31 protein-coding genes (1 of these 31 cut by a window edge) are annotated in these 22,021 nt (G+C 70.1%); 9 read left to right on the top strand and 22 right to left on the bottom strand.

Going from position 1 to position 22,021, the window contains the following annotated elements; translation table 11 throughout:
* The 4 genes from pspAB to ACLZN2_RS13575 form a co-directional block, all read right to left on the bottom strand.
* Positions 1-453, bottom strand: partial view of a PspA-associated protein PspAB gene (gene pspAB / locus ACLZN2_RS13590; RefSeq protein WP_416978683.1) — the 5' portion only. 132 nt of this gene lie to the left of the window's left edge; the window shows 453 of its 585 coding nt (coding positions 1-453); it begins with the start codon at positions 451-453; its stop codon lies beyond the left edge, outside the window.
* A 3-nt stretch (positions 454-456) separates the two neighbouring features.
* Positions 457-1,377, bottom strand: a complete 921-nt coding sequence (gene htpX, locus ACLZN2_RS13585) for a zinc metalloprotease HtpX (RefSeq protein ID WP_416978682.1) — start codon at positions 1,375-1,377, stop codon at positions 457-459.
* A 110-nt stretch (positions 1,378-1,487) separates the two neighbouring features.
* Positions 1,488-2,879, bottom strand: coding sequence for a hypothetical protein (locus ACLZN2_RS13580; protein ID WP_416978824.1), 1,392 nt, complete (start codon positions 2,877-2,879; stop codon positions 1,488-1,490).
* 31 nt (positions 2,880-2,910) lie between these two features.
* Entirely contained in the window at positions 2,911-3,168 is a 258-nt protein-coding gene (locus ACLZN2_RS13575; protein ID WP_416978681.1) for a hypothetical protein, read from the bottom strand.
* A 396-nt stretch (positions 3,169-3,564) separates the two neighbouring features.
* Between ACLZN2_RS13575 and ACLZN2_RS13570 the strand changes: the two genes are divergently transcribed.
* From ACLZN2_RS13570 to ACLZN2_RS13550, 5 genes are all read left to right on the top strand, one after another.
* Positions 3,565-3,909, top strand: coding sequence for a hypothetical protein (locus ACLZN2_RS13570; RefSeq protein WP_416978680.1), 345 nt, complete (start codon positions 3,565-3,567; stop codon positions 3,907-3,909).
* Positions 3,906-4,286: a DUF6907 domain-containing protein gene (locus ACLZN2_RS13565; protein ID WP_416978679.1), complete on the top strand. Its 381-nt coding sequence runs from the start codon at positions 3,906-3,908 to the stop codon at positions 4,284-4,286. Before ACLZN2_RS13570 ends, ACLZN2_RS13565 begins: the two co-directional genes overlap by 4 nt.
* Positions 4,283-4,561 (top strand): hypothetical protein, encoded by a 279-nt coding sequence (locus ACLZN2_RS13560; RefSeq protein WP_416978678.1) that lies wholly within the window; start codon positions 4,283-4,285, stop codon positions 4,559-4,561. The genes ACLZN2_RS13565 and ACLZN2_RS13560 overlap by 4 nt, the downstream gene beginning before the upstream one ends.
* Positions 4,562-4,581: 20 nt before the next feature.
* Positions 4,582-4,833: a hypothetical protein gene (locus tag ACLZN2_RS13555; protein WP_416978677.1), complete on the top strand. Its 252-nt coding sequence runs from the start codon at positions 4,582-4,584 to the stop codon at positions 4,831-4,833.
* Positions 4,834-4,945: 112 nt separating this feature from the next.
* The gene (locus ACLZN2_RS13550; RefSeq protein ID WP_416978676.1) at positions 4,946-5,422 is read left to right on the top strand and encodes a type II toxin-antitoxin system CcdA family antitoxin; all 477 of its coding nucleotides are present in this window, start codon (positions 4,946-4,948) and stop codon (positions 5,420-5,422) included.
* 112 nt (positions 5,423-5,534) lie between these two features.
* Here ACLZN2_RS13550 and ACLZN2_RS13545 read toward each other — a convergent pair whose 3' ends face one another.
* From ACLZN2_RS13545 to ACLZN2_RS13535, 3 genes are all read right to left on the bottom strand, one after another.
* The gene (locus ACLZN2_RS13545; protein ID WP_416978675.1) at positions 5,535-5,843 is read right to left on the bottom strand and encodes a hypothetical protein; all 309 of its coding nucleotides are present in this window, start codon (positions 5,841-5,843) and stop codon (positions 5,535-5,537) included.
* A gap of 202 nt (positions 5,844-6,045) precedes the next feature.
* Positions 6,046-6,630: a hypothetical protein gene (locus ACLZN2_RS13540; RefSeq protein ID WP_416978674.1), complete on the bottom strand. Its 585-nt coding sequence runs from the start codon at positions 6,628-6,630 to the stop codon at positions 6,046-6,048.
* 121 nt (positions 6,631-6,751) lie between these two features.
* Positions 6,752-8,005, bottom strand: a complete 1,254-nt coding sequence (locus ACLZN2_RS13535; RefSeq protein ID WP_416978673.1) for a helix-turn-helix domain-containing protein — start codon at positions 8,003-8,005, stop codon at positions 6,752-6,754.
* Positions 8,006-8,186: 181 nt separating this feature from the next.
* Between ACLZN2_RS13535 and ACLZN2_RS13530 the strand changes: the two genes are divergently transcribed.
* Positions 8,187-8,414, top strand: a complete 228-nt coding sequence (locus ACLZN2_RS13530) for a hypothetical protein (RefSeq protein WP_416978672.1) — start codon at positions 8,187-8,189, stop codon at positions 8,412-8,414.
* A gap of 7 nt (positions 8,415-8,421) precedes the next feature.
* Here the strand turns inward: ACLZN2_RS13530 and ACLZN2_RS13525 are convergent, their stop codons facing one another.
* From ACLZN2_RS13525 to ACLZN2_RS13460, 14 genes are all read right to left on the bottom strand, one after another.
* Entirely contained in the window at positions 8,422-8,742 is a 321-nt protein-coding gene (locus tag ACLZN2_RS13525; RefSeq protein ID WP_416978671.1) for a hypothetical protein, read from the bottom strand.
* Positions 8,742-9,158 carry a hypothetical protein gene (locus tag ACLZN2_RS13520; RefSeq protein ID WP_416978670.1) on the bottom strand — a complete coding sequence of 139 codons (417 nt, stop codon included), beginning with the start codon at positions 9,156-9,158 and terminating at the stop codon, positions 8,742-8,744. Before ACLZN2_RS13520 ends, ACLZN2_RS13525 begins: the two co-directional genes overlap by 1 nt.
* A 284-nt stretch (positions 9,159-9,442) precedes the next feature.
* A complete protein-coding gene (locus tag ACLZN2_RS13515) occupies positions 9,443-10,132 on the bottom strand; it encodes a hypothetical protein (RefSeq protein ID WP_416978669.1) in 690 nt (229 codons plus the stop codon).
* A 55-nt stretch (positions 10,133-10,187) separates the two neighbouring features.
* Positions 10,188-10,958 (bottom strand): hypothetical protein, encoded by a 771-nt coding sequence (locus tag ACLZN2_RS13510; RefSeq protein ID WP_416978668.1) that lies wholly within the window; start codon positions 10,956-10,958, stop codon positions 10,188-10,190.
* 22 nt (positions 10,959-10,980) lie between these two features.
* Entirely contained in the window at positions 10,981-11,214 is a 234-nt protein-coding gene (locus ACLZN2_RS13505) for a hypothetical protein (protein ID WP_416978667.1), read from the bottom strand.
* A gap of 17 nt (positions 11,215-11,231) precedes the next feature.
* Positions 11,232-15,074, bottom strand: coding sequence for a phage tail tape measure protein (locus ACLZN2_RS13500; protein WP_416978666.1), 3,843 nt, complete (start codon positions 15,072-15,074; stop codon positions 11,232-11,234).
* Positions 15,074-15,349: a hypothetical protein gene (locus ACLZN2_RS13495; protein WP_416978665.1), complete on the bottom strand. Its 276-nt coding sequence runs from the start codon at positions 15,347-15,349 to the stop codon at positions 15,074-15,076. Before ACLZN2_RS13495 ends, ACLZN2_RS13500 begins: the two co-directional genes overlap by 1 nt.
* Entirely contained in the window at positions 15,339-15,560 is a 222-nt protein-coding gene (locus ACLZN2_RS13490; protein WP_416978664.1) for a helix-turn-helix transcriptional regulator, read from the bottom strand. The genes ACLZN2_RS13495 and ACLZN2_RS13490 overlap by 11 nt, the downstream gene beginning before the upstream one ends.
* A 261-nt stretch (positions 15,561-15,821) precedes the next feature.
* Complete coding sequence (locus ACLZN2_RS13485) at positions 15,822-16,085, bottom strand: hypothetical protein (RefSeq protein WP_416978663.1); 264 nt, start codon at positions 16,083-16,085, stop codon at positions 15,822-15,824.
* The gene (locus ACLZN2_RS13480) at positions 16,082-16,303 is read right to left on the bottom strand and encodes a hypothetical protein (RefSeq protein ID WP_416978662.1); all 222 of its coding nucleotides are present in this window, start codon (positions 16,301-16,303) and stop codon (positions 16,082-16,084) included. Before ACLZN2_RS13480 ends, ACLZN2_RS13485 begins: the two co-directional genes overlap by 4 nt.
* Positions 16,300-16,542 carry a hypothetical protein gene (locus ACLZN2_RS13475; protein WP_416978661.1) on the bottom strand — a complete coding sequence of 81 codons (243 nt, stop codon included), beginning with the start codon at positions 16,540-16,542 and terminating at the stop codon, positions 16,300-16,302. The genes ACLZN2_RS13480 and ACLZN2_RS13475 overlap by 4 nt, the downstream gene beginning before the upstream one ends.
* A complete protein-coding gene (locus ACLZN2_RS13470; protein ID WP_416978660.1) occupies positions 16,539-16,763 on the bottom strand; it encodes a hypothetical protein in 225 nt (74 codons plus the stop codon). The genes ACLZN2_RS13475 and ACLZN2_RS13470 overlap by 4 nt, the downstream gene beginning before the upstream one ends.
* Positions 16,760-17,626: a hypothetical protein gene (locus ACLZN2_RS13465; protein WP_416978659.1), complete on the bottom strand. Its 867-nt coding sequence runs from the start codon at positions 17,624-17,626 to the stop codon at positions 16,760-16,762. The genes ACLZN2_RS13470 and ACLZN2_RS13465 overlap by 4 nt, the downstream gene beginning before the upstream one ends.
* Before the next feature lie 90 nt (positions 17,627-17,716).
* Positions 17,717-17,944 carry a helix-turn-helix transcriptional regulator gene (locus tag ACLZN2_RS13460; protein ID WP_416978658.1) on the bottom strand — a complete coding sequence of 76 codons (228 nt, stop codon included), beginning with the start codon at positions 17,942-17,944 and terminating at the stop codon, positions 17,717-17,719.
* A 107-nt stretch (positions 17,945-18,051) separates the two neighbouring features.
* On the opposite strand from ACLZN2_RS13460, the gene ACLZN2_RS13455 reads away from it, so the two are divergent.
* A complete protein-coding gene (locus ACLZN2_RS13455) occupies positions 18,052-18,798 on the top strand; it encodes a helix-turn-helix domain-containing protein (protein ID WP_416978657.1) in 747 nt (248 codons plus the stop codon).
* Complete coding sequence (locus tag ACLZN2_RS13450) at positions 18,785-19,888, top strand: site-specific integrase (RefSeq protein WP_416978656.1); 1,104 nt, start codon at positions 18,785-18,787, stop codon at positions 19,886-19,888. The genes ACLZN2_RS13455 and ACLZN2_RS13450 overlap by 14 nt, the downstream gene beginning before the upstream one ends.
* Positions 19,889-19,918: 30 nt before the next feature.
* On the opposite strand, the gene glnA is transcribed toward ACLZN2_RS13450, so the two are convergent.
* A complete protein-coding gene (gene glnA / locus ACLZN2_RS13445; protein ID WP_416978655.1) occupies positions 19,919-21,328 on the bottom strand; it encodes a type I glutamate--ammonia ligase in 1,410 nt (469 codons plus the stop codon).
* A gap of 196 nt (positions 21,329-21,524) precedes the next feature.
* On the opposite strand from glnA, the gene ACLZN2_RS13440 reads away from it, so the two are divergent.
* Positions 21,525-21,992, top strand: coding sequence for an RDD family protein (locus tag ACLZN2_RS13440; protein ID WP_416978654.1), 468 nt, complete (start codon positions 21,525-21,527; stop codon positions 21,990-21,992).
* Positions 21,993-22,021 lie beyond the last annotated feature (29 nt).

Here is a 22,021-nt window from a genome sequence, read left to right as displayed (position 1 = left end):
CGCGAACGGGTAGAAGGAACCTCGCTTGTACAGATACACGAGCGCGAGCGACCGCCCGTCGGGGTTCTCGAACGCGGCCAGCGAGCACAGCAGCTGCGGTCCGAAGCCGTTGATCTCCATGGCGCTGTTGACCGCGTGCAGGTCGTTGACCAGGGCGGAGAGGTCGTCGGGCGTGCGGTGGGAGAGAAGCCAGGAGTAGCCGTAGTCGTCGCGCAGGAGCTGGACCGGGGGACCGGTGCGCTCGGTGTCCGCGTCGAGGAGGGCCTGGACCTCGCGGTGCGTCTGTTCGAAGGCCGAGCCCTCCACGGTCGCGAAACAGACGGCGCCCTGCCCGGTCGGGGTGAAGCCCGTCGCCGCCTCCAGCGTCACCGCCGCAGAGGGCAGCGCGAACAGCTGATCGAGGTCGGGGGCGACCGGCTTCGTCCGGCCGAGCAGGATGTCCAGCAGCCCCATGCGTCAGCCTGCCTTCCCGGGGGTGGCCGCCCCACCCAGCTCGGCGGAGATCCGCCCCAGCTGGTCCAGCCGCTGCTGCAGGCTCGGGTGGGTGGAGAAGTAACGCTCGATGCCGGGCTCCTTGCCCGTCGCCGGGGTGAAGTAGAAGGCGTTGAAGGCCTGGGCCGTACGCAGGTCCTTGGTCGGGATCCTGGCGATGTCCCCGGAGACCTTGGTCAGCGCGGACGCCAGGGCCGAGGGCCGCCCGGTGAGCAGCGCGGCCGCCCGGTCCGCCGCCAGCTCCCGGTACCGGGACAGCGCCCTGATCAGCAGGAAGCTGATCGCGTACACGGCCGCCGACACCCCCATCACCGCGGCGAACACGACGGCGGTGTTCTGATCCCGCCGCCCGCCGCCGAACAGCTGCGAGTAGAACGCGAACCGCACGATCAGCCCCGCGATCACACCGAGGAACGACGCGATCGTGATCACGGCGACGTCCTTGTGCGCCACGTGCGACATCTCGTGCGCGAGCACGCCCTCCAGCTCCGCCGGCTCCAGCCGCCGCAGCAGCCCCGTCGTCACACACACCACCGCGTTGTCGGGATTGCGCCCGGTGGCGAACGCGTTCGGCATGTCCATATCGGACACGGCGACGACCGGCTTCGGCATGTCGGACATGGCACACAGCCGGTCCACGACGGCGTGCAGCTCGGGATACTCCTCGGGCTCCACGACCCGCCCGCGCATGGCGAACATCGCGATCCGGTCGGAGAACCAGAACTGCGCGACGAACATGGCCGCCACCAGCACGACCACCAGCAGCCACGACTTCAGCAACACGATCAGCGCGGCGACGAACGCCACGTACAGCAGCCCGAGCAGAAACATGGTGACCGTCATCCGCACGGTCAGCCCCCGGTCGCTCCGGAAACGGCTCCGCATCTGCATCACCCCGCAGGCAGTCAGGCACTCGCCCCAATGCCAGTGTGCACCCGCGCACTCCCATGAAGCGCTCCTGATCGGGCCTAGGAGCGGCAAAGGCTCAGCGCACCTCAGCGCACCTCGGCGTCGAGCAGCTGCCGTGCCCTGTCCAGCAGCTCGCCCACCTCCGTGACGGTCCCCCGCCGCCGGTCCACACTGAACCACCGTCGCACGGCCTGGCGGGCCGAGAGCCGCAGCCGCGCGTCCTCGTCGTCGACGAGCGCCACCGCGGCCCGCAGCCGGACCAGGCCCTCGTGCGTGTCCAGCAGCCGGTACGCGGCCAGCCGCACATGCCGGGGCCATCGCCCCGCCAGCCGCTCGCACAGCCAGTCCGCGTCCAGTGTCCGCGCGGACGGCAGCAAGGCCTCGGTGACCTCCCGTACGACTGCGGGCGCCGGATCGTCGAGCAGCGGCCGCAGCCGCCGTACGTCCGTCACGTCCAGGATCCGCAGCCCGGCCACGGCCCGCGCCCGCACGGCCGGAACCGGATGCCCGAGCAGCGGCCACAACACCTCGGCGTCGCCCCGCTCCCCGCACTCCGCCAGCCCGATCACGGCCCCCGGCGCCGGCCCGTCGGATTCGGCACACCGCTCCCGGTACCAGGGCAGCGGATCGATCCCGCCCTGCCGCACGACATACCGCGCACAGGCCCGCACCAGAGCGGACCGGTCGCCGAGAAACCCCACCGCCTGCTCCGGCCGCCCGGCCCGCCGCAACGCGGTGACCCCGGCGGCCCGCGCCTGCGGGCTGCGGGCGCCGAGCAGCGGTGCGAGTACGTCGTCGTGGTCCTCGCCCTCCGCCACGGCGGCCACCACGGCGTCCGCGCACAACGACTGCACGACGGCGTCGGTGTCCCGCGCGGCGGCGCAGGCCAGCTCGGCGGGGGAGAGGAGCCGCTGCTCCACCGCGAGGCGGTACGCGAAACGGCGTACCTCGCGGTCGGGGTCGGTGTAGAGCGGGGTGAGCAGGTCACGCGGGGCCGCGCGCAGCAGCCTGTCGGCCAGCTCGGCACCGAAGTCGCCCCGCTGCCGCCAGCCGACGCGCACGATCAACGGCAGCAGGGTCGCCGCCCGCTCCGCGTCCAGCAGCTCGCCCAGCCACCCGCGCGCCTCGTCGCGTACGGGCTTCGCCCAGTCGGAGCACCGCAGCACGAGAAGTGGCAGCAGCGCGGGATGGCTCCGGACCCGCCCCAGCACGGCCCCGCGAATCCGGCCGTCGCGGTGGCACAGGGCGAGAGCGAGCTGCGACTCGGTGAGCGGCGCACCGGACCGCAGGGCGGCGGTCAGCGTCCGTCCCCCGGTGCTGTGCTCCCAGGCCGGCAGGATGTACTGCGCGTAGTACCACTGGTCCCAGCGCACCCCCGCGTCGAGCTCCAGCCAGGCGGCGGGCACGCCGACGTCGAGGACGTCCCGCAGCTCGGCGCCCTCCGCCAGCAGCCGTGCCGCTGCCGCCCCCCGCCGCAGATCCACCTGCACGTGCACCCCCGATTACGGCTTAGTACGGCGCCTGGAACCGCGCGTACCCCAGCAGCAGGATCACCGCCGCCACGCACCCCAGCACGATCGCCGTCGAGACCCACGAGGACCGGCGCGGCCCGGCATGCTCCGGGTCACCCCGGAACGGGACCGGCTCCGGTGGGTTCTCCTTCCAGCGGGCGGCCAGCATCCGGGCCCGGGCCGAGGGCTCCTTGTGTTCGGCCTGGTCCGCCCACCTGAGGTCGAACTCCCGCTGGTCGTCGTCCTGTTCGGACATTCCCGTATCCCCCCGTCGTCTCTGCTCGAACAGCAGTGCCGGAAACCATACGACGGCGCCCCCGCCCTGAGAAACAGGAAACGGGGGCGCCGGCCCACTGAGGGGGCGTCGATCACACGTCGAAGTACAGCTCGAACTCGACACGGCATGCTGCCCACCTGCGCGCATGTTCGAGTCGCCCTGTCTGACCTGCGCACTCTCCTGTCAACGTCTGTCATCGTTTCGCACCGCCAATCAGGCTCCGGCGGAACAGGGACGGAACAGAGGGAACGCGCTCCGCCCCGGCTCCCTGGCCTCCCACCCCGGAGACACGACGGCGCCGCCCGGTGCTCGCAACACCGAACGGCGCCTTGATCCAGACCCCTCGGCACGACCAAGCACCAGGGAGCCAGACCCATGCAAGAAGCTACCCCCAACCCCACCCCCGGGCGCCCGGATGAGCTGCGTGAGCTTCTCGCGGCTGTCCTGGAGGCCCTCGACATCCCGTACGCCGCGACCGTCGACGCCGAGGACGCCTACCGGCGGACCCTCGAAGAGCGCGCCATGCACGCGAAGATCGCGCTCTGCAGCGTCCTCGAGGGCCACCCGCTCGACACCGAATGGACGACCGCCTACCTGCGTGAGCGGCTCGCCGAACACCCGCCGACCGGATACGTCACGGTCGACCAGGCGCGCGCCGCGCTCGCCGAGGGGAAGACCTGGGCGCAGGCCGTTCAGATGGCGGGCGGTGAGGGTCGATGACCGAGCGCCGTACCGTCACGATCGTCACGGCCGACCACGGCCAGGTGACCATCCCCGAACCGGTCTGGTGCCTCGGGCGGCACCAGGGCGGCGGGGCCTGCGTCGACATCACGCACGTGGGCGCCGAGCACGCGCTGACGCTGCCGACCCGCCGGGGCCCGGCCGTTCACCTGATCACCGCGCTGGAGGCGCGGCCGTACGTCACGGACTCGTTCCTGCGCGGTCCGTTCGTCGGCATCGAGATCGGCGGCGACTGGCATGAGATCGGACTCGCCGGCCTGGAGCGCATGGCCTCCGAGCTGGAGGCGCACGCCGAGCAGCTGCGCGAGCGCGCGCGGGAACTCGCCGTCGCCCTCACCGAGGGAGGTCCCCGGTGAGCCGTCCGCCTGTGTCGGTGCGCCGTACGCCCGACTTCGATGAGGACCTGGCCGTGCTCCAGCGCGGCGGGCTCAGCGCGAGCGACGCCGTGCGCCAGGCCGTGCGACTCATCGCGCACGCGCACCGCACCGTGGACGAACTGACCGAGCGCAACGGGCAGCGGCCGGTCTCCCTCTCCATCCACGTCACGGCCCTGACCGGCCCGTATGACGTCTCGGAGGGGCGTCATACGGCCGAGCCCACGCCCGTCATACAGGGCGGTGAGGGGAGATGACGCCCTCCGAGGCTCGCCGCTTGGCGGCCGTTGAGGAGCAGCTCGCCGCCGTCTCGAGGGAGCTGCGCGCCACTCGCGCAGAGCTGAAGGTTCTGCGGGCCCTGCTCGCCGAGGAAGACCCCGAACTGGCGCGCGCCGAGCAGGACGCGGCCAGGATCCTGGAGGAGATCCGGGAGCGGCCCCGCCCGCAACTGTGCCTCATCGAGGGCGGCCGGACCGACCGGCCCCGGCAGGCTCCCGGCCACGACCGGCACGGCTTGCACGCGGTCTGAATCCATGACGGGTCGCCCTCTCGCCAGCGGGAGGGCGACCCGCACCATTACACAACGCGTGTGTATAGTGGAGTGTGTAAGCGTTACACAACTTCCTGGGGTTCCCATGCGGATGAACATCTCCGTCCCTGACGAACTCGCCGAGCAGGTACGCGCACGCGACCTACCTATCTCGGCGATCTGCCAGGACGCCCTACGCAAGGCCGTCGACCGGCACCACGTCAAGGAGAACGTCATGAGCGACATCGCTGCCGTTGTCGAGCGCCTGCGCGGCACGATCGACGACGCCGCTCGAGAGAAGCGGCAGGAAGGCCGCGCGGACGGCATCCGCTGGGCCAAGGAGTACTCCACCGCTGCCGAGTTGGAGGAAATGGCCTCCTACCAGGGGGGCGGCGGGGACCTCACCGATCACACCTTGCTCGCCTTCCAGTCCGACAAGACCAACAGCCCCGACAGCTACTTCGCCGTGCGGGTGGACGTCGAGGACCCCTACTGGGAGGCGTTCATCGCAGGCGCGGCCGAGGTCTGGGACGTGGTTGCGGAGCGGCTGCACTGGAAGGGCCCCGTCGACCGCAGTCGCGACTGGTAGGTACCGCAGGCTGGCGAGGCCCGGCCTGTACGCGGGTGGGCAGCGGAAGGCCCCGCCCATCTGCCACGGGGGGAGGCAGACGGACGGGGCCGCTGAGGGGGCGCGCCTCGGGCTACAGCAGGCGGGCGACGGCTTCCGGCAGGAACAGGTCGCGGGCGCGGTGTTCCGCCCACAGCTCGCCAGGGTCGCCGTCGTTGCGGGCCGCGTACCCGGGGCAGCGGTCACAGCCTCGCGTGTGCGGGGCGGGGATCTCGTCGGGATGGTTCTCCACGATGTGCCGGGCGACGGCCAGTTGCTCGGTGAAGCAGCCCGCGTCTGCGGTGACCTTCCTGCCGAGGGCGCGCAGCAGCCGCCAGCACTTGCCGCACCCCCACATGAAGGGGGCCGGGGGTGGCAGCGGCTGTTCGTCAGAGCTGCACATCAATCTCTCCTCGATGGGCCCGCCCCGCCGAGCTCTTCCGGAGACTGCGGCGGGGCGGGCGTCTTGGACCCTTCCCGCCGGCGTCTTGCGGGACACCGGCGGGAAGGGCGTACGGGGCGCGACCCTGACCCTGCGGTCGCCGTGGGGGTGCGTCAGTGCGGCGTCCGCGCCAGCACCAGGGCGAGGACGGCGGCCGTGACCGCTAAGGCTGGTCGTCGCCCAGCAGGTGCTGCGCTGCCGCGATGAAGCGGGCCACGGTCAGCGGTGCGCCGAGCACGGCGGCGGACTCCATGGGCACCGACCAGTACGAGTCGAGGGTGCGGGGCTGCGTCCGCTCCAGGTCAGGCACGCCGAGCATCGATCCGCGGCCCAGGACGTCAATACCCATCAGACGCCAGTCGTCCGCGGCGTCGTTCCAGGACCGGTGCACGCTCGCCGGCAGGAGCACGTAGTACCGGCGGTGGCGCGGGTCGCAGATGACGGGGGCTCCCCCGAGGGCATCGTTGAGGACTGCGTCGATGGCGGCGGCGGGCAGGCGCTGGGCGCCGGTCACGGCGAGCACGAGCCGCGCGGGCAGGCGGACCGCGCAGAACAGTGTGCCCAGGGGCAGCATGGCCACACCGGCCGCCTGCCACTGGTCCCGGCCCTTCTGCGGGTCACGCAGCGTCGACAGCAGCCAGTGTTCGGCAGCCAGCCGCCGGTCAGCGCTGGAGTGCACCAGCACGCCGGGGGCAGGTTCGACCGGGCGTAGTGCTGTGGGACCTGCGGGGGTTGTACGGTGCGTCACGTCGACTCCTAACCAGTCGGCCACGCCCCGGGACCGTCGCGAGCGGTTGCCGGGGTTCTTCGTGGGGTTCGACCGTAGGAGCAGCGCGAACAAGGTGGGGGCACAGATTGTGCCCCCACCTTCATGCGGCCAAAAGGCCGATCTTCACGGCCAGTTCGGAGGCGCGGCGGCGCCGGGCCGGATCCTTCGACTCGGCCTCCTCGAGGACGATGCGCTTCGCGTAGCCGTTGTACCGGATCGTCTCGGGAGCGGCTTCGTGCGCCTTCTCCAGCGTCGCGAGCGCCACGTCTGGCTGTCCGTCCAGCTGGAAGCCTCGAGCCTCCTCGATGCGGTGCCGGGCCCGGCGCGGCCTCGAGGGGATCGTGACGGCATCTGCGCGGGCGGCCTGGCGCACGGACTCGCCGCCCTGGTGGAGTTCCACGGCAACGGTGACGGCGTGCGCGCCGATGATGGCGCGCGAGAACGACGTCACCGGGTGGTAGTAGGTCTCGGGAAGCTGCTCGGCCATGGCGCGTGCGCGGTCCCAGTACCGCCATGCCGTGCCTGTAGCGGCGCGCCGTGCGGCGGTGTACCCGGCCTCGAAGGTAAGCGCGCCAGTGATGGCCACCACGTCGTGCGAGGCATCTGGCAGGAGCGGTTCGAGATACGCCAGGGTCTCGAGGTTCACGGCGTCTGCGGCGTCGAAGTGCGCTGGGCCGGCGTCGCGGTGAGCCTGTGTGGCCAGCCATGCGGCTACGCCGATGGCGTGCGGGTCTTCGCTCTCCTGGGCGGCGATCAGTCCGCGCTCTGCAACTCGCCACAGCAGGGCGGCATCGGGCTGGTAGGCCACGAAGAACTGGGTCAGTGAGTAGACCTCGGCGAGGACGGCCTGAGCCGCTCTGCGGTCCGAGGCTGCCTCGGCCTGCCGTACGGCGAGCTGGGCGTCACGGATCAGGTCCGGGAGCAGGGTGCCGATCACCTCGCGGTGGTTCGGCGCCGAGTGCCGCGCCTTCCAGGCTGTCGCGAGCCGCGCCTGAAGATGCGCGGCCGGGGGTGCCTCGCGCTGATTGGTCAGTGGGAATGCGTCGACCGCGGCCTTCACTGCGGCGAGGCGTGGGTGACCGGGGCCGGTGAACAAGTCGACGTGTACGGATTGATCCCCGGTGAGGTCCGACAGATCCCGCACGCGCAGCAGTTCGGCAATGTGCAGGATCGTCTCGAGCTTGGGCGTCTTCAGGCGCCCGCTCTCGATTCCCTTGACCCAGGACCCGGATTTGCCGAGCAGGCCGCCCAGCTGGTCACGCGTCATTCCCTTGCGGGTGCGCAAGATCTGGAGACGTTGTCCGAACACCAGCGGATTGGCGTACGGGTCCGGGCTACCATCTGAAGGCGACACGGCCTTGCCCCTCTCTGAACAGCTCGACACTGTCAGGGTAGGGGTAGGGCCGTTCTCGTGTGAGAGATCGGCTGTACGCCCGTCTCCGGCCCGTTCCCCGGGCGGCGATCCCCTGCGGGTACGCGGGGGCCTGATGGGCCGGGAGCCGCCAGCGGAGGACGCGGGGGAGCACACTGGGGACATGCGCACCTCGACGCCGACCGGCCGTGACGGCCGCGATCTGGTGCCGACCGAGTCGGCCGCCTACAGCATCGGCAAGACGCCCAAGCAGTTCCGCGACTGGGCACGCCGGCGCGAGCTGCGACCGGCCGCTTTCGAGCGGCCTCCGGGGCGCCGGGGTCAGGCTCTCGCCCTGTGGGACCTGGCCGACATCGGTGACGCCGTACGCGCAGCCTCCGGCGCACCCTGAGCGGTCTCTACGGCGGTGGCCGGTGTAGCACCCTGTGCGGCTCCTCCTGCTGGATCCGCTCCCACTCCCGCCGGGTGAGGCCGTGCATCGGCCACGCCACCAGGCCGCGCACGGCCAGCCACGCATCCCGACCCTCGGACCACCGACGGAGGGCCTCGCCCAGTGCCCACACGAACCGGTCGAAGTCATTGGTGTCGTACTCGGGCGGGATGGGATCGCCCGTACGCCACGCCTGCCAGTCACAGTGCCAGAACCACTCCGGCGGCTCGGCGTCCGCATGCTGCGGCTGGCCCAGGCCTGCCCGCGCCGCGCGCCGCTGCGACACCATCACGCGCCCCTGAGCGGCACCACAGGGGCCGGGGCGTGCTGCTGCTCGGGCAGCTGCCAGCCGAGCGCCGCCATGCCCTGAGGCGTCAGCCCCAGCCGGTCCGACAAATGTCTTGCCTCCTGGGCATGCCATGCGCTCGCCTTGCCGATCAGAATGCTGTGGCAGTGCACGACGAACATGGCCACGACCGGGATGAACGAGTCGTCCCACTCGTTCGCCTGCGGGCCCGTCCACAGCTCGTTCCACGTCTGCCGCTCGGCCTTCAACCAGCGGCGGCCCGGCGGTAGATCCGGCACCGGAAGCTCACACGTCGGCGGCAGCACGACCAGGCGGCGACTCCCGCCAGCCCGCTCGCTCGCCCGCGAACTACCGGCGCGGCTGCGGCCCTTCGACGCGTTCGGCAGCGGTCCGGGCATCCAAATCACCTCACTCTCGGTAGCTGGAGGGCCGGGACGTTGGGTCTATCTGGGATCACGAACAGAAAGCGCCCTCCCCGGCGGTCCGGCAGGAGATCGCCCTGGGGGGTATCTCCCCACCTCTGTGATCGTCGGGGGTGACGTTGAGTAGCGGGGGCGCGGGGGGGGNGCGGTCCGGCAGGAGATCGCCCTGGGGGGTATCTCCCCACCTCTGTGATCGTCGGGGGTGACGTTGAGTAGCGGCAGCGCGGTGGAGATCACGGCACCGCGCTGCCGCTGGTCTGTCACCGGTCGATGAGTTCGGGGTTGCTGTCGCGCCAGGCGATGGTCTGCTCTGCCGCGGTGGGCGCCCACACCTGCGCGCCGTTGTCGAGGAGCCAGTTGAGGCGGACGTGGAACACGCCGTGCCGCCACGGTGTGGCGAGGCTGCTGACTGGGCTGCTCGGGTTCCAGATGGGGCGCAGCTCCAGCGCGTTGGAGACTTCGGCGTTGATGCTGGCGAGTCCGGCCGGGTCTCGGGTTGGGGCGAGGCTGCGTCCGCGCAGGATGCGCCATGAGGTGCGGATGGACTGCCATCCGGTGTTCGCCTTGAGCAGTCGGCGGTAGGCCCGCTGGACACTGTCGGGCTCGGCATCCAGCGGCGGTATGGGATTGGGCAGGGCGGCGTATGAGCCGGCTGCGGTCGCGTCGGTCTGGAAGTCGGCGACGAAGCGGGCGAGCGCGGGCTTGATGTGGTCGTTGATGATGTCGTCCGCTGCACCCCCGGACATGGTGGTCACCAGCTCGGCAGTGAGGGCGGCGGCCCGGTCGGCGGTGGACTGCTGAGGGGCGTTGGCGTAATCGGCGGTGAGGCCTTCGAGCGTGGCGTAGCCGTTGTTCAGGTCGTTGGGAACGGTGTGCCAGCCGGCGCGGGCGGCTTGGATGAGGCTGCCGATGCCGCGCCGGTTGGCTTCGCGTAGAAGGGTGTGGGACACGTCAGGCTCCAAGGAGTCGGGGCGGCCGCGGTTCGGCGGCCGCCCGTGGGCGTGGCTAGGCGGGGGTGCCCGTGCCGGTGGCTGCGACGGGGCGCCGGACCTGTGTGGTGCGCCGGGCTTCCCGGTCGGCCTCCTCGAGGAGGCGCCAGAGCGCGTTGTGCTGGTCGGCTGTCGGCGTCCAGAACTCGGCCCCGTTATCGAGGAGCCAGCACAGCCGGGGGTGGGATGCGGTGCCGTTCCACGGCCAGGGCTCGTTGCCGGGTGTGCCTGCCCATCGCCAGGCGGGCACGACGTCGTTGATGTTGCGGACTTCCCCCAGGATGCTGTCGGAGCCGCGCGGGTCGGCGGACGTCATGCCGGCAGATCGGTCGTGCCGGCCGCCGCCGCGGAGCGCGGCCCACACACGGCGCAGCCTGTCGTACTGCTCGCACGCGGTGTGCACTCGGACGATGGCGGCGCGGGTCTCGTCGGGCAGTTCGAGCATCGCCAGGCTGGGCGTGATCTGGCGCCCCCATGGGCCAGCGGTGGCGAGGCTGGAGCGGAGATCGTCGAGGGTCTGGCGGATGGCGGGGGCGATGTGGTCGGTGATGATGCCCGCCTGCCCCCCGTACGGGGCGAGCCGCCAGATCCGCTTGGCTGGCTTCTCCGCGTGCTGCTCGGCCTCGAGGTTGAGCCAGCGGCCGGTGCCGCCCTGGCCGTCCTCGACGGCCTGCATGAGTTCGTCGTAGTCGTCTGCGAGGGCCTGGGGGATGGTGTGCAGGCCGGTGCGCGCCGAGTGGACGAGCAGGTGCGCGAGCGTCTCGCGGTAGTTGTCGGCGTAGTGCATGTGTGATCTCTCCTGTCGGGGGCTACGCGCCGGTCTTCAGGCCGTGGCCGCCGAGGGTGATCCCTTGGCGGCGGAGCTCGGCCTGGAACTCTTCGCGGGAGCAGGTGGCGTAGTAGCCGGGCGGCTTGGTCTCCTCCGGCTCCGGGTTGTTCGCGGCGGCCTCTTCGGCAGCCCGGGCGGCGGCCTCAGCCTCCCTCTGTTCCAGGGCGGTGAGGGCTTCCTGGATGTGCGGGGGGAGTGTGTGGCTGTGGGTCATGGCTTCTCCTGTAGGGGTCATCGGCGGCCGACCTTCGCGCGGAACGCCTGCCGTTGTTCTGAGTCGCGGATGAGGGGGCGGGTCTCGACGCGGACGATGTCGCGGATCTCCTGGTCGCCGATGAACACCCGCACCTCGGTGCCGCCGGTGCCGGCTGTGGCCCCTGCGGTCGGGCGCCCCCAGAGGGAGTTGATGGCGGCGGCGGACAGGCGTGTGCCCGCAGCCTGTACGTCGGCGAGGGAGTCGTCGACGCCGAGGACGACGCCGGCGCCGAACTTCTTGCCGATCTCGTCGCGGGCCCGCCGCGAAGGCGACTGGATTTTCAGGGCCTTCTTGATGGCCTTGATCAGCTTCTCGCCGAGCTTGTCCATCTCCGCCTGGAGGGCCTTCTCCTCGGCGATCAGCCCGGCGAGGAAACCCTTGCTGGCGTTCTTGCCCGCGTCATACATGGCGTCGGCGGTGGTGCGGCCGACGTTCGTGGCGAGCTTGGCTCCGGTCGCGGCCATCTGGTTGAGGGTCTGCAGCTCCGCGGCGGACGCACCCAGGAGCTTGCCGGCCAGGGCCCCGCCGGGTCCCTCTTCGATGACCTGCGCCAGGAGGTCTTTGTTCAAGCCCCTCTTCTGGAGGGTCTCGACGTCCTTCTTGAAGCGGGCGACGGTCGTCTGCTGCTGCCGCAGACCCGTGATGAGGTCTGCGGCCGTAGCGCCCGTGCCGAGCTGCATGAACTCCTTGACGCTGCCGGTCTGATCGGCCGCGAACTGCTTGGCAGCGGCGATCTGTTCGCGGACCTTGTCCCGGCGGGCGGCCATCGACTGGAGTTTGCGGCTGGCCTTGTCGACGTCACCGGCCAGCTTCCAGCCGGTCTTGCCGAGCTTCTTCAGGTCGGTGGCCAGCGCCTTGGACGCGCTCTTGATATCGGAGGCGGACTTGGTCAGCGCCCGCGAGAAGTCGCCGAAGTCCCCGGGGAGCTCACGGCGGGCGTTGATCTGCGACTGCGTGGGCTTCTTCTTGACGGTGCCGCCGCTGGCGTAGCCGACGAGGCCGCCGTCGGCGAACTTCATCATCATGTGGGTGCCGTAGCGGCCCCAGGAGTTGAGCGCCTGGATGAACCCGTCGGGGCCGAGCCCCGTCATACGGCCGCCCTTACGGACCGCCTCGGGCACCAGCACGCCTTCACCCTTGGATGCGAGGATCAGCTGGTCGTCGACCCGGGGCGCGTAGCCGGGGATGTAGAGGCCGTCGCGGGCGCGGCCGACGATGCCACCGAACGCGTACTTGGATACGTTGCCTTCGCCCGTCGCCGGGCGGCCGACGGTGTTGTACTGGGCGATCGTGACGCGGCGCGTGGTGATGGTGACGGTCTTGCTCCGAAGGGCGTCGATCGCCGCCTGCAACGCCCTGATCTGGGCCTGCTGCGCGCCCGTGGGCACGGTGATCGTGACCTTCTTGCCCTTGGTCCGGGAGATCTTGTAGCCGAGGTCTTCAAGGGCCCGCTGGCCCTCCTTCGTGAGAGCGTCGACCGTGATGGTCTTGCCCTTGGTGGAGCGGACCTTGCCCTGGACCGTCTCCAGATCCTTCATCGCGTTCTGGGTCTCCGCGATGATCTGCGTCGTCGTCTTCGGCGGCAGCTGGGCGTAGGTGCCGATCAGGTCCTGGATCTGCTTGTCGGTGAACCCGGCCTGCCTCATCGTGCGCTTCAGGGCGCCGATGCTGTCCTCCAGCACGGCGTTGCCGGCCTCGACGGACCCTTTCTGGTCGGCCACCGACTGCGCGTAGTCCTGGGCGGCCTTCGCCGAGTCGAGGAACGCGGACTTGACCGCGCGGCCCTTCTCCGACGTCACATCCAGGCTGGTGCCGTTCTCCTTGACTGCCTCCTTGAGGTCGTCAAGGGACTGCTCGAAGCCGATCTGCCCCTCAGCAGCCGAGATCGCGACACCGTTCAGCGTCTCGAGGGCATCCGTCAGCTGCTCGGCGGCGGTCCGCTCGTCGGCCATCTCACCCGCAGTCATCGCGGTGGCGTCCCCGAGCTCTCCTTCGGCACCCGCGGTGAGCTTGCTCTGCAAGCCGGCCTCCGCAACCGCCTTGGCGTAGCTCGGCAGCAGGCTGAGGAGCTTCTCCTGTGAGGTGCCGTGTTCCTCGGCAACCGCAGCGAGGGCGCGGAAGTCGTTGGCTGCTGCCTTGGAGTTTCCCGACTGCACGAGCTGGCTGAGGGCCTTGTCGACGGCCTCGAGGTCGACGCGCGCCCGGTCGAGGTCGGTGTTGCTGAACGGGTCGAGATCGGTGAAGAAGTCCTTGACCTTCTTCAGGGCGCTGGGGTGGGCGACGCGTGCGACGGATTCGCCAAAGCCATCGAGGTCTTCGCCGAACTGCTTGGTGAGTTCCCCGCTGACTTTGCCCGTCTTGCCGAGATCAGCGAGTGCTTCGGTCATCTTCTTGACGCTGGGCGGGGCCGCGGTGAACTGGTCGGCCAGCTTGCTGATCCCGTAGGTGATGGCTGCGAACGCGCCGAGGACGAGGCCCATCTTGCCCAAGGTCATCATCTGGGCGCGGACGACGGTGGCCGTGATACCCATGGCCCGCAGTTCGCGGCGCACCGCAATGATGCGCGGCAGGAGCAGGAGCATGGATGCGCCGGCCAGGCCGAGGGCGCCCACCAGGCCGGTCATGAGGCCCGCCACAGCTTGCAGCTCAGGGGGCAGGGCGTTGTAGGCGTTCACCGCCTTCGTGACCCACTGCACCATGTCCCGCAGAGCCGAGTTGGCCGCGCTCCCCGACTCGATCAGCGCGGATTCCAGGGCGGCACGCAGCAGCTTCAGGTCGCCGATCAGGTTGTTCATGCGGGTCATCGCGACGGCCTGCGCGTAGCCCTGGTCGTTGACGGCGTTCGTGTAGGTGCGCACGCCCTCGGCACCGTACTTGTAGATGATGTTCGCGGCGCGCACGGCGTCCGAGCCGAAGATGACGCCCATGGCCATGTTCCTGGCCTCCGGGGTGAGCCCGCGGAACGCCTCCTGCATGCGCCGCGACATCTCCTCCAGGCCCACGAACTGGCCGTTCGCGTCGTAGGCGGAGAAGCCCAGCTTGTCCATCGTGGCCTGCGCCTCTTTGGACTGCGGGGTGAGCCGCTGCAGCATCACCTTGAAGCTGGTGCCGGCATCCGAGCCCTTCAGGCCCTCCGCTGCGAAAAGCGTCAAGGCACCGACCGTGTCCTCGAGGGACAGGCCGGTCTGGGAGGCGACCTGTCCGGCCATGCGCAGCGACATGCCCATCTGGTGCACGTCCGTCGTGCTCTTGTTGGCCGAGGCGGCGAGCAGGTCTGCGATGTGCCCGACGTCCTTGCCCTTCAGCCCGAAAACGGTCATGGCGTTCGCGGCGATCTCCGCGCCCTCCGCGACGTCGATCTCTGCGGCGGCCGCCAGGTTGAGGGCACCCTTCAGCGCGCCTCCGGCAATGTCGGCGACGGAGACGCCGGCCTTGGCCAGCTCGTGCTCTGCCTCGGCTGCCTGCACGGCGCTGAACGCCGTGGTCTTACCTGCCTCCAGTGCGGCGGACCGCAGCTTGACCATCTCCCCGGCCGAGGCCTGGCTGACGGCCTTGACGTTGGACATGGCTTTCTCGAACCGGGCGGACGCGGCGACGGCGAAGCCGAACGCGGCCACCAGGCCGATGGAGGCGCCCTGAATCATCTTCAGGGTCTTCTTCTGGTTGTTGGCGACCTGGTTGAGGGATCGGCCGGCGTTCCGCATGGAGGTGCGGATGTCGGTCGAGGTGCGGGCCGACGTGCGGGACGCCTCGCCCATCCGGGCCCGGAACGCGGTGATGTCCGCGGTGAGGATGACGGAGACGGTACGGACTGCCATCAGACGCCCTCCCCACCGTCGAAGGCGCCGACGGCGTACAGGTCGTCGAAGAGGAGCGCGGCGGCAGCTTTCCGCCGGTCGCCGCTGTCGACGATGCGCTGCACGCGGCGCTCGTTGAGGAGGGCCTGATCGCTGTCGAAGCGGGGGCCGCCGAAGGCGCGTTCGATGGCCGCGTCCGCGGCGATGCGGGCGTTGACGCTGTCGATGGCGGCGGCGATGTTGAGGATGTCGCGGGCGGTGGGCTCGGCCTCCTCTGTGCGGTCGTCAGGCAGCATGCGCGGCCTCCTCGTCGAGGAGGTCCTCGATGCAGCGTCCTACGGCGTCGGCGAGGCGCGCAGCCACGCAGATGGGCGGCTGGGCGAGGCCGCGCTCGTATGCCGAGATCGTGTGGAAGCTGCGGCCGACGTTGAGGGCGAGCTGTTCGGGTGAGAGGCCGGCGGCGGTCCGGGCTTCGCGGAGCCGCTGGCCGGAGAAGTGCCGGGCCATCGGTGGAGTCCCTCGAGGAACGTGAACGCGAGCGCAACGGACCGGTCTTCAGTCTGCGTTGTCTCGGTTCCCCGTCGCGGGATGTGTGGGCCTCGCGTCGCGCGGCGGCCTGCTTCACCGTTCGCCCTTGCCGGCATCCTGTCGCCGTTGCGGCGCCCGGCCCGTTGCGGTCCGGGGGGATGCCCCTGGGGGCTAGAGCATGCGTTCTAGCTTCCGGCAACGGTACTACCGCAACCGCATTACGTGCCAGGTCTCCCACCATCACCCCGGGCCGAGCCGCGTGCCGTCGGGCTCGGCGGGTTCCTCGGGGCCGCGCTCCAGGGCGTCGAGCACCTCGGCGGCGGCCTGGCGGATCTCAGGCGGGAAACGGTGCGCGGCGAGCCGCCGACGCGCGGCGGCGAGGCTCGGAGCACCATCGAGGAGGACGGCGGCCACGCCCGCGCCCTTGCGCTTCAGCGAGCCGACCGGGGCGAGCCGTTGAGCCTCCCGGGCACGGTCGGCGAGCTGGGGCACGGCGCGCCTCATGCCGCCCTCCGCCATCGCAACGGCCGGAACTTCGCGCTGCGCGTCGCACCGATCCAGCGGGCGCTCACCCTCTGCTCGGCCGCGCGCCGCCGGGCGCCCTCGGCCTGCCGGCGGCGGCGCTCCAGGCGGAGACGCTCACGGTCGTCGTCCGCCTCGAGGGCGGTCCGTACGACCAGAGCGTGAAGGTCGACAGCGGGCGGGGGCTGCTCCTCGGTCACGGGGTCACTCCTTCGCGGGCTGGGGGGTCGGCGGTGAGGACGGTCAGCAGGCGCTCGGCGGCGTCCTGGAGCCGCTCGCCGTCGGGGAGTTCGAGACGGGGGCACTGGCCGCCGTGGACATCCCCGCACGGCGGCCGGTGCGGGGCACGGCAGAACACGGCCCCGCAGCCACGCACACAAGCCCGGTACCGGCCCGACTTCAGCGCACGGTCGCACACCGCGCAGCGGCGACGGATCATGCGGCCCCCCGAGCGGTGTGGTGACGGCAGGACGCGCGGTGCCGGTCGGGGACGCTCGCGGTGAACAGGGCGACGTCCCGGACGCCTTCGGCCGTACGGCGAAACCCGCACACGCACCGGAAGACGGCCGCCGGCGTGCGCACCCACCGGAACGCCTCCGAGTCGTACAGGCCGAACTCGACGTGGAGGCCCGCCAGCTCGGCTGGGCGCCACGCGCTCACCACGTCTCCTCGTGAGAGGGATGTCGGCGAGGACGCTCACACACGCAGGTGCCTGTGCCGCACCCGTCGTCCTTGTAGGGGTGGCGGCCACCGGCCATGGCGACGCTCTGCCGTTCGGCCGCCTGTCGGCCGTTTACGATCTTGCGTTCCTCGGCGATCAGCCGCGCCAAGTCGCCCTGGCGCTCCATCTGCGCCAGGTAGGCAGGAAGGTTCCGGACGTTCCCCGTGGCCTCGATCTTGTCGAGGATCTTCTTCGTCTCATCCTCGCCAGCACCCCACCCGCGCATCAGCTGTTCGGCTCGCGCGCGCGGAGACGTGTTCCCCGTATTCGTAGATCGTTTTCTAGAAGACGTACCACCGTGTGGCACGTCGGTAGGCGGTACGTCGGTGCGACCTGCGACAACGCCCGCTTGCCGAGATGGCACCGACGTACCGGCATGCGGCACATCGGTTGCGACCCCCGACGTGCCACCGTGCGGTACGCCGGTCCGACCTGCTGAAACACCCATATCCGCAGGTGGCACCGGCGTACCATCGCGTGGCACGTCGGTCCTCGGGACGTCGTAGACGGTCAGGACGGTGCCATGCCGACCGCCAGGTAGCGGCTCCCGGCTGGCCACGATGTAGCCGTGCGCCTTCAGCTCGGCGAAGGCGGCGCGGAAGGCGCGGCGTCCCTCGCCTGCCGGACCACGCGCGTCCGCTGCCTGGCGCCACAGCTCATCTGCGGTGGCTTCCCAGTCGTCGGGGCGGCTCAGCAGCTCGGCGAGCACACCCCGGGCCATGTAGCTCAGCCGGGCGTCGCGCACGGTGGCGTTGGGCAGCTGAACGAAGTCGGAGGTCAGCCGCGATCGGCGGATCTTCACCCGGCTGCGCCCCTCTGCGAGTGCTGGTCCATCACCACCCCGCTCCGGGCTGTCGAAGGCTGGCGAACCGTGCCCGTACGACGAGCCACTTCAGGCCCCGCTCGGCGTGTTGGCCTGAGCGTCCAGCCATGCCTCGACGTCATCCCACCGGGCTCGGAGGTGTCTGCCGACCTTGATGAACTTCGGGCCAGTGCCGCGGCTGGACCATTGGTACACGGTGTTGAGCGGTACGCCGAGGTAGTCAGCTACCTCCTGCGCGCTGGCCAGCGGGCGACGTGGTGCAGGGGCTGCCCGCTTCGGAAGCGACGTACGGGACATGCAGATCTCCGTCAAAGGGACGCAAGGTTCGGTCAGATCGACCGAACCGTGAATCAGCTTGCGGTTACCCGTGGACTTTTGTCAATGCGCCCCTTAGTTTTGTCGCTATGACCGAAGAGACGTTGGGTGTCGGGGCGGTAGTCGCCGACCAAGTACGCCGCTACCGATTGGCGCGAGGCTGGAGCGTCCGGAGGCTTGCTGAAGAGTGCGCACGAGTCGGAGCCTCGAAGCTGACGCAAGCGTCGCTCGCGAACATCGAGCGAGGTCAGACGGAGGGCGCTGGGCGGAGACCTCGCGAAGTCACAGTCGATGAACTGATGGCGCTCGCTGTCGCTCTCGGTGTGCCGGTGTTGGGTCTGCTGCTGCCCTTTTCCGAGGAGCGCACGGGCGGCGAGCTGGACACCGATGCGGATTCAGTCGCAGTGACAGCGGCCAACACCGTGGACTGGTACGCCTACGTTTCGTGGCTGATGGGCCGGTCCCTCCTCTCGCAGGACGCCAAGGAGCGCGGCACAAGCACCCACTGGCATGACTCCGTCGCACTCATGGACAAGGTGCGCGCGCACCAGGAGGCGCTGGCCAGCGAGCAGGAGTGGCACAACCGGAAGATCGAGTGTGAGCTGAGCGAACCGGGCTCGGAGAAAGCCAGGATGGCGGCATCCCTGCACCGTGAGGCCATCGATAAGGTACTTGGCTCGCTCAGCGAGCTTCTCGCCGCAGGTGTACGGCCGCGCCCCGTTCAGCCACGCATCGCTGAACTCGCGCGCGAGTACGCCTTGCCCCCAGACGTCCGGGAGTTCCTCGGCCTCGGGGAGTCGAACAGTGAGGCGGGGGACGGCGATGGCCAGGGTTAAGGATCTCTGGAAGGACCCGAGGCGCAAGGGCAAGGGCAAGCGGTGGCTGTCGGTGTGGATCGGGCCGGACAGCAAGGAACACTCGAAGGCCTTCACGAAGAAGGTCGACGCCGAACGCCACGGCCCGAAGCAGGAAGTCGATGTCTCCCAGGGAACCTACGTCGACCCGAAGGCGGCCCGCACCACGGTCGAGCAGTGGTGCGAGACGTGGCTCACCGGGTACGCGACGCGCAAGCCGTCGACTGTGCGCCAGGCGCGGGTGCACATCAACCGCATCGTGAAGGAATTCGGCGGCCTGCCGCTCGGGGCCGTCCGGCCCTCGCAGGTGAAGGCGTGGTGCGCGGGGATGCGCGAGGAAGGGCGCGCCCCGTCGTACGTGTACGCCTGCCACCGGCGCCTGAGCCAGATCATGGGCGACGCCGTGCATGACGGACTACTCGCGAAGTCTCCGTGCTCGCGACGCACCTCTCCAGGTGGCGGCAAGCAGCGGCCCTACGTAGCGACCACAGAGCAGGTCTGGGCACTGTACGACGCGTTTCCCGAGCGCCTGCGTGCCGCGGTCCTGCTCGGCGCGTTCGTCGGCCTGCGCGTCTCGGAGGCGTGCGGCCTGCGCGTCGGAGACGTCGACTTCCTGCGCGGCATCGTCCATCCGGCCGTGCAGTATCCGGCCGAGGAGCTGAAGACGGAGACGTCCAAGACGGCGATCCCGGTACCGCGGTCCCTGACTAAGGAGCTCTCCGGGCACATGACTGCGGGCTACAGCGGCGAGACCCTCCTGACCCACGACGCCGGCGTGCAGCTCGGTCCGTGGCAGCTGGAGCGCGCCATGCGTGAAGCCCGCGGGAAGGTGAAGGGCCTTCCCGCGGGCTTCCGGTACCACGACCTACGCCACTACCTGGCAAGCCTGCTGATCGCCTCTGGCAGTGACGTGAAGGTCGTCCAGGCGAGGATGCGGCACGCCTCCGCGAAGACGACGCTCGACACCTACGGCCACCTCTGGCCCGACTCCGATGAGTCCACCCGCACCGCCATCGATGCCGTGATCACTGCCCGGACGGAACAGGACCGGAACAGGGAGGACGCGCGATGACTGCGGCGCAGGTCAGCAGGGGTGCCAGGCTCACACGTCGAAGTACAGCTCGAACTCGTGCGGGTGCGGACGCAGCTGCAGCGGGGCGATCTCGTTCGCGCGCTTGAAGTCGATCCACGTCTCGATCAGGTCGGACGTGAAGACGTCACCGGCGAGCAGGAACTCGTGGTCGCGCTCGAGGGAGTCGAGGACGGCCGGGAGCGAGGTCGGGACCTGCGGGACGCCCGCGTGCTCCTCGGGAGCCAGCTCGTAGAGGTCCTTGTCGATCGGCTCGGCCGGCTCGATCTTGTTCTTGATGCCGTCGAGGCCCGCGAGGAGCAGGGCCGAGAAGGCGAGGTACGGGTTGCCGGAGGAGTCGGGCGCGCGGAACTCGACACGCTTGGCCTTCGGGTTGGACCCCGTGATCGGGATACGCATGGCCGCGGAGCGGTTGCGCTGCGAGTAGACCAGGTTGACCGGGGCCTCGAAGCCGGGGACCAGGCGGTGGTACGAGTTCACCGTCGGGTTGGTGAAGGCGAGCAGCGACGGGGCGTGCTTGAGGATGCCGCCGATGTAGTAGCGGGCGGTGTCCGACAGACCCGCGTAGCCGGCCTCGTCGTAGAACAGCGGGGAGCCGTTGCTCCACAGCGACTGGTGGACGTGCATGCCCGAGCCGTTGTCACCGAAGATCGGCTTCGGCATGAAGGTCGCGGTCTTGCCGTTGCGCCAGGCCACGTTCTTCACGATGTACTTGAAGAGCTGGAGGTCGTCGGCCGCGGCGAGCAGCGTGTTGAACTTGTAGTTGATCTCGGCCTGACCGGCGGTGCCCACCTCGTGGTGCTGGCGCTCGACCTTCAGGCCGGCCGCCTCCAGCTCCAGGGAGATCTCGGCACGCAGGTCGGCGAAGTGGTCGACCGGCGGGACCGGGAAGTAGCCGCCCTTGTAGCGGACCTTGTAACCACGGTTGTCCTCGAGCGCACCGGTGTTCCAGGCGCCGGCCTCGGAGTCGATGTGGTAGAAGCTCTCGTTCGCCGAGGTGGCGAAACGGACGCTGTCGAAGACGTAGAACTCGGCCTCGGGACCGAAGTAGGCCGTGTCGGCGATACCGGTCGACGCCAGGTACGCCTCCGCCTTCTTCGCCACGTTGCGCGGGTCACGGGAGTACTGCTCGCCCGTGATCGGGTCGTGGATGAAGAAGTTGATGTTGAGGGTCTTGTCGCGGCGGAAGGGGTCGACACGCGCGGTCGACAGGTCGGCGCGCAGCGCCATGTCGGACTCGTGGATCGCCTGGAAACCGCGGATCGACGAGCCGTCGAACGCCAGCTCCTCGTCCGGGTCGAACGCCTCCACGGGCACCGTGAAGTGCTGCATGACACCCGGCAGGTCACAGAAGCGGACGTCGACGAACTTGACCTTCTCGTCTGCGATGAACTTCTTGGCCTCGTCGGCGTTCTGGAACATCCAGCTCCTCCTACTCCCGGCCGTCGAGCCGGGGTGGTAGTTCGTTCGTGCGGCCAGTGCGGTGGCACACGCTGTCGTCGACCCTAGGGACGCGTGATTTCTCGGGCGTGACCCATTTGTTTCGCACAAGTTAACCGGACTCCGTCCGAATCACCCACCTGTCCGCATCGCGAAACGGGGGCAGTACCGTGGACGCGTGGACAAGAGGGAAGCAATCGGATCGTGGCTCTCGGGCCCCCGCGCGGCCGCTGAGGAAGCCGGTGTCGACTTCGGATACCGGGGCGAACAACTCGGCCTGCCGGAGGAGGGGCCGGGCTCGATCGCCCGCCCCGGCCGACGGCTCGGCGCCCTGGCCGTGGACTGGGGTCTGAGCCTGCTGATCGCATACAGCTTGATCACCGACGGCTACACCCCGTCCACCAGCAACTGGACCCTGCTGGTCTTCCTGGTGGTGAGCCTGCTCACGGTCGGTACGCTCGGCTTCACCCCGGGCAAGCGGATCTTCGGCCTTCGGGTGGTGGCCCTGGAGACCGGCACGGTCAACCCGCTGCGCGCGGCGATCCGCACGCTCCTGCTCTGCCTCGCCCTCCCGGCCCTGATCTGGGACCGCGACGGCCGCGGTCTCCACGACCGGCTGGCACGCACGGCCGAGGTGCGGATCTAGCGCATACCGCAGACATACGGCGAGGGGGG

The sequence above is a fragment of the Streptomyces sp. T028 genome (assembly GCF_048159505.1).
GTDB lineage: Bacteria > Actinomycetota > Actinomycetes > Streptomycetales > Streptomycetaceae > Streptomyces.
The sequence above is the reverse complement of the archived record's forward strand: the minus strand, read 5'-3'. Positions and strand labels throughout refer to the sequence as shown.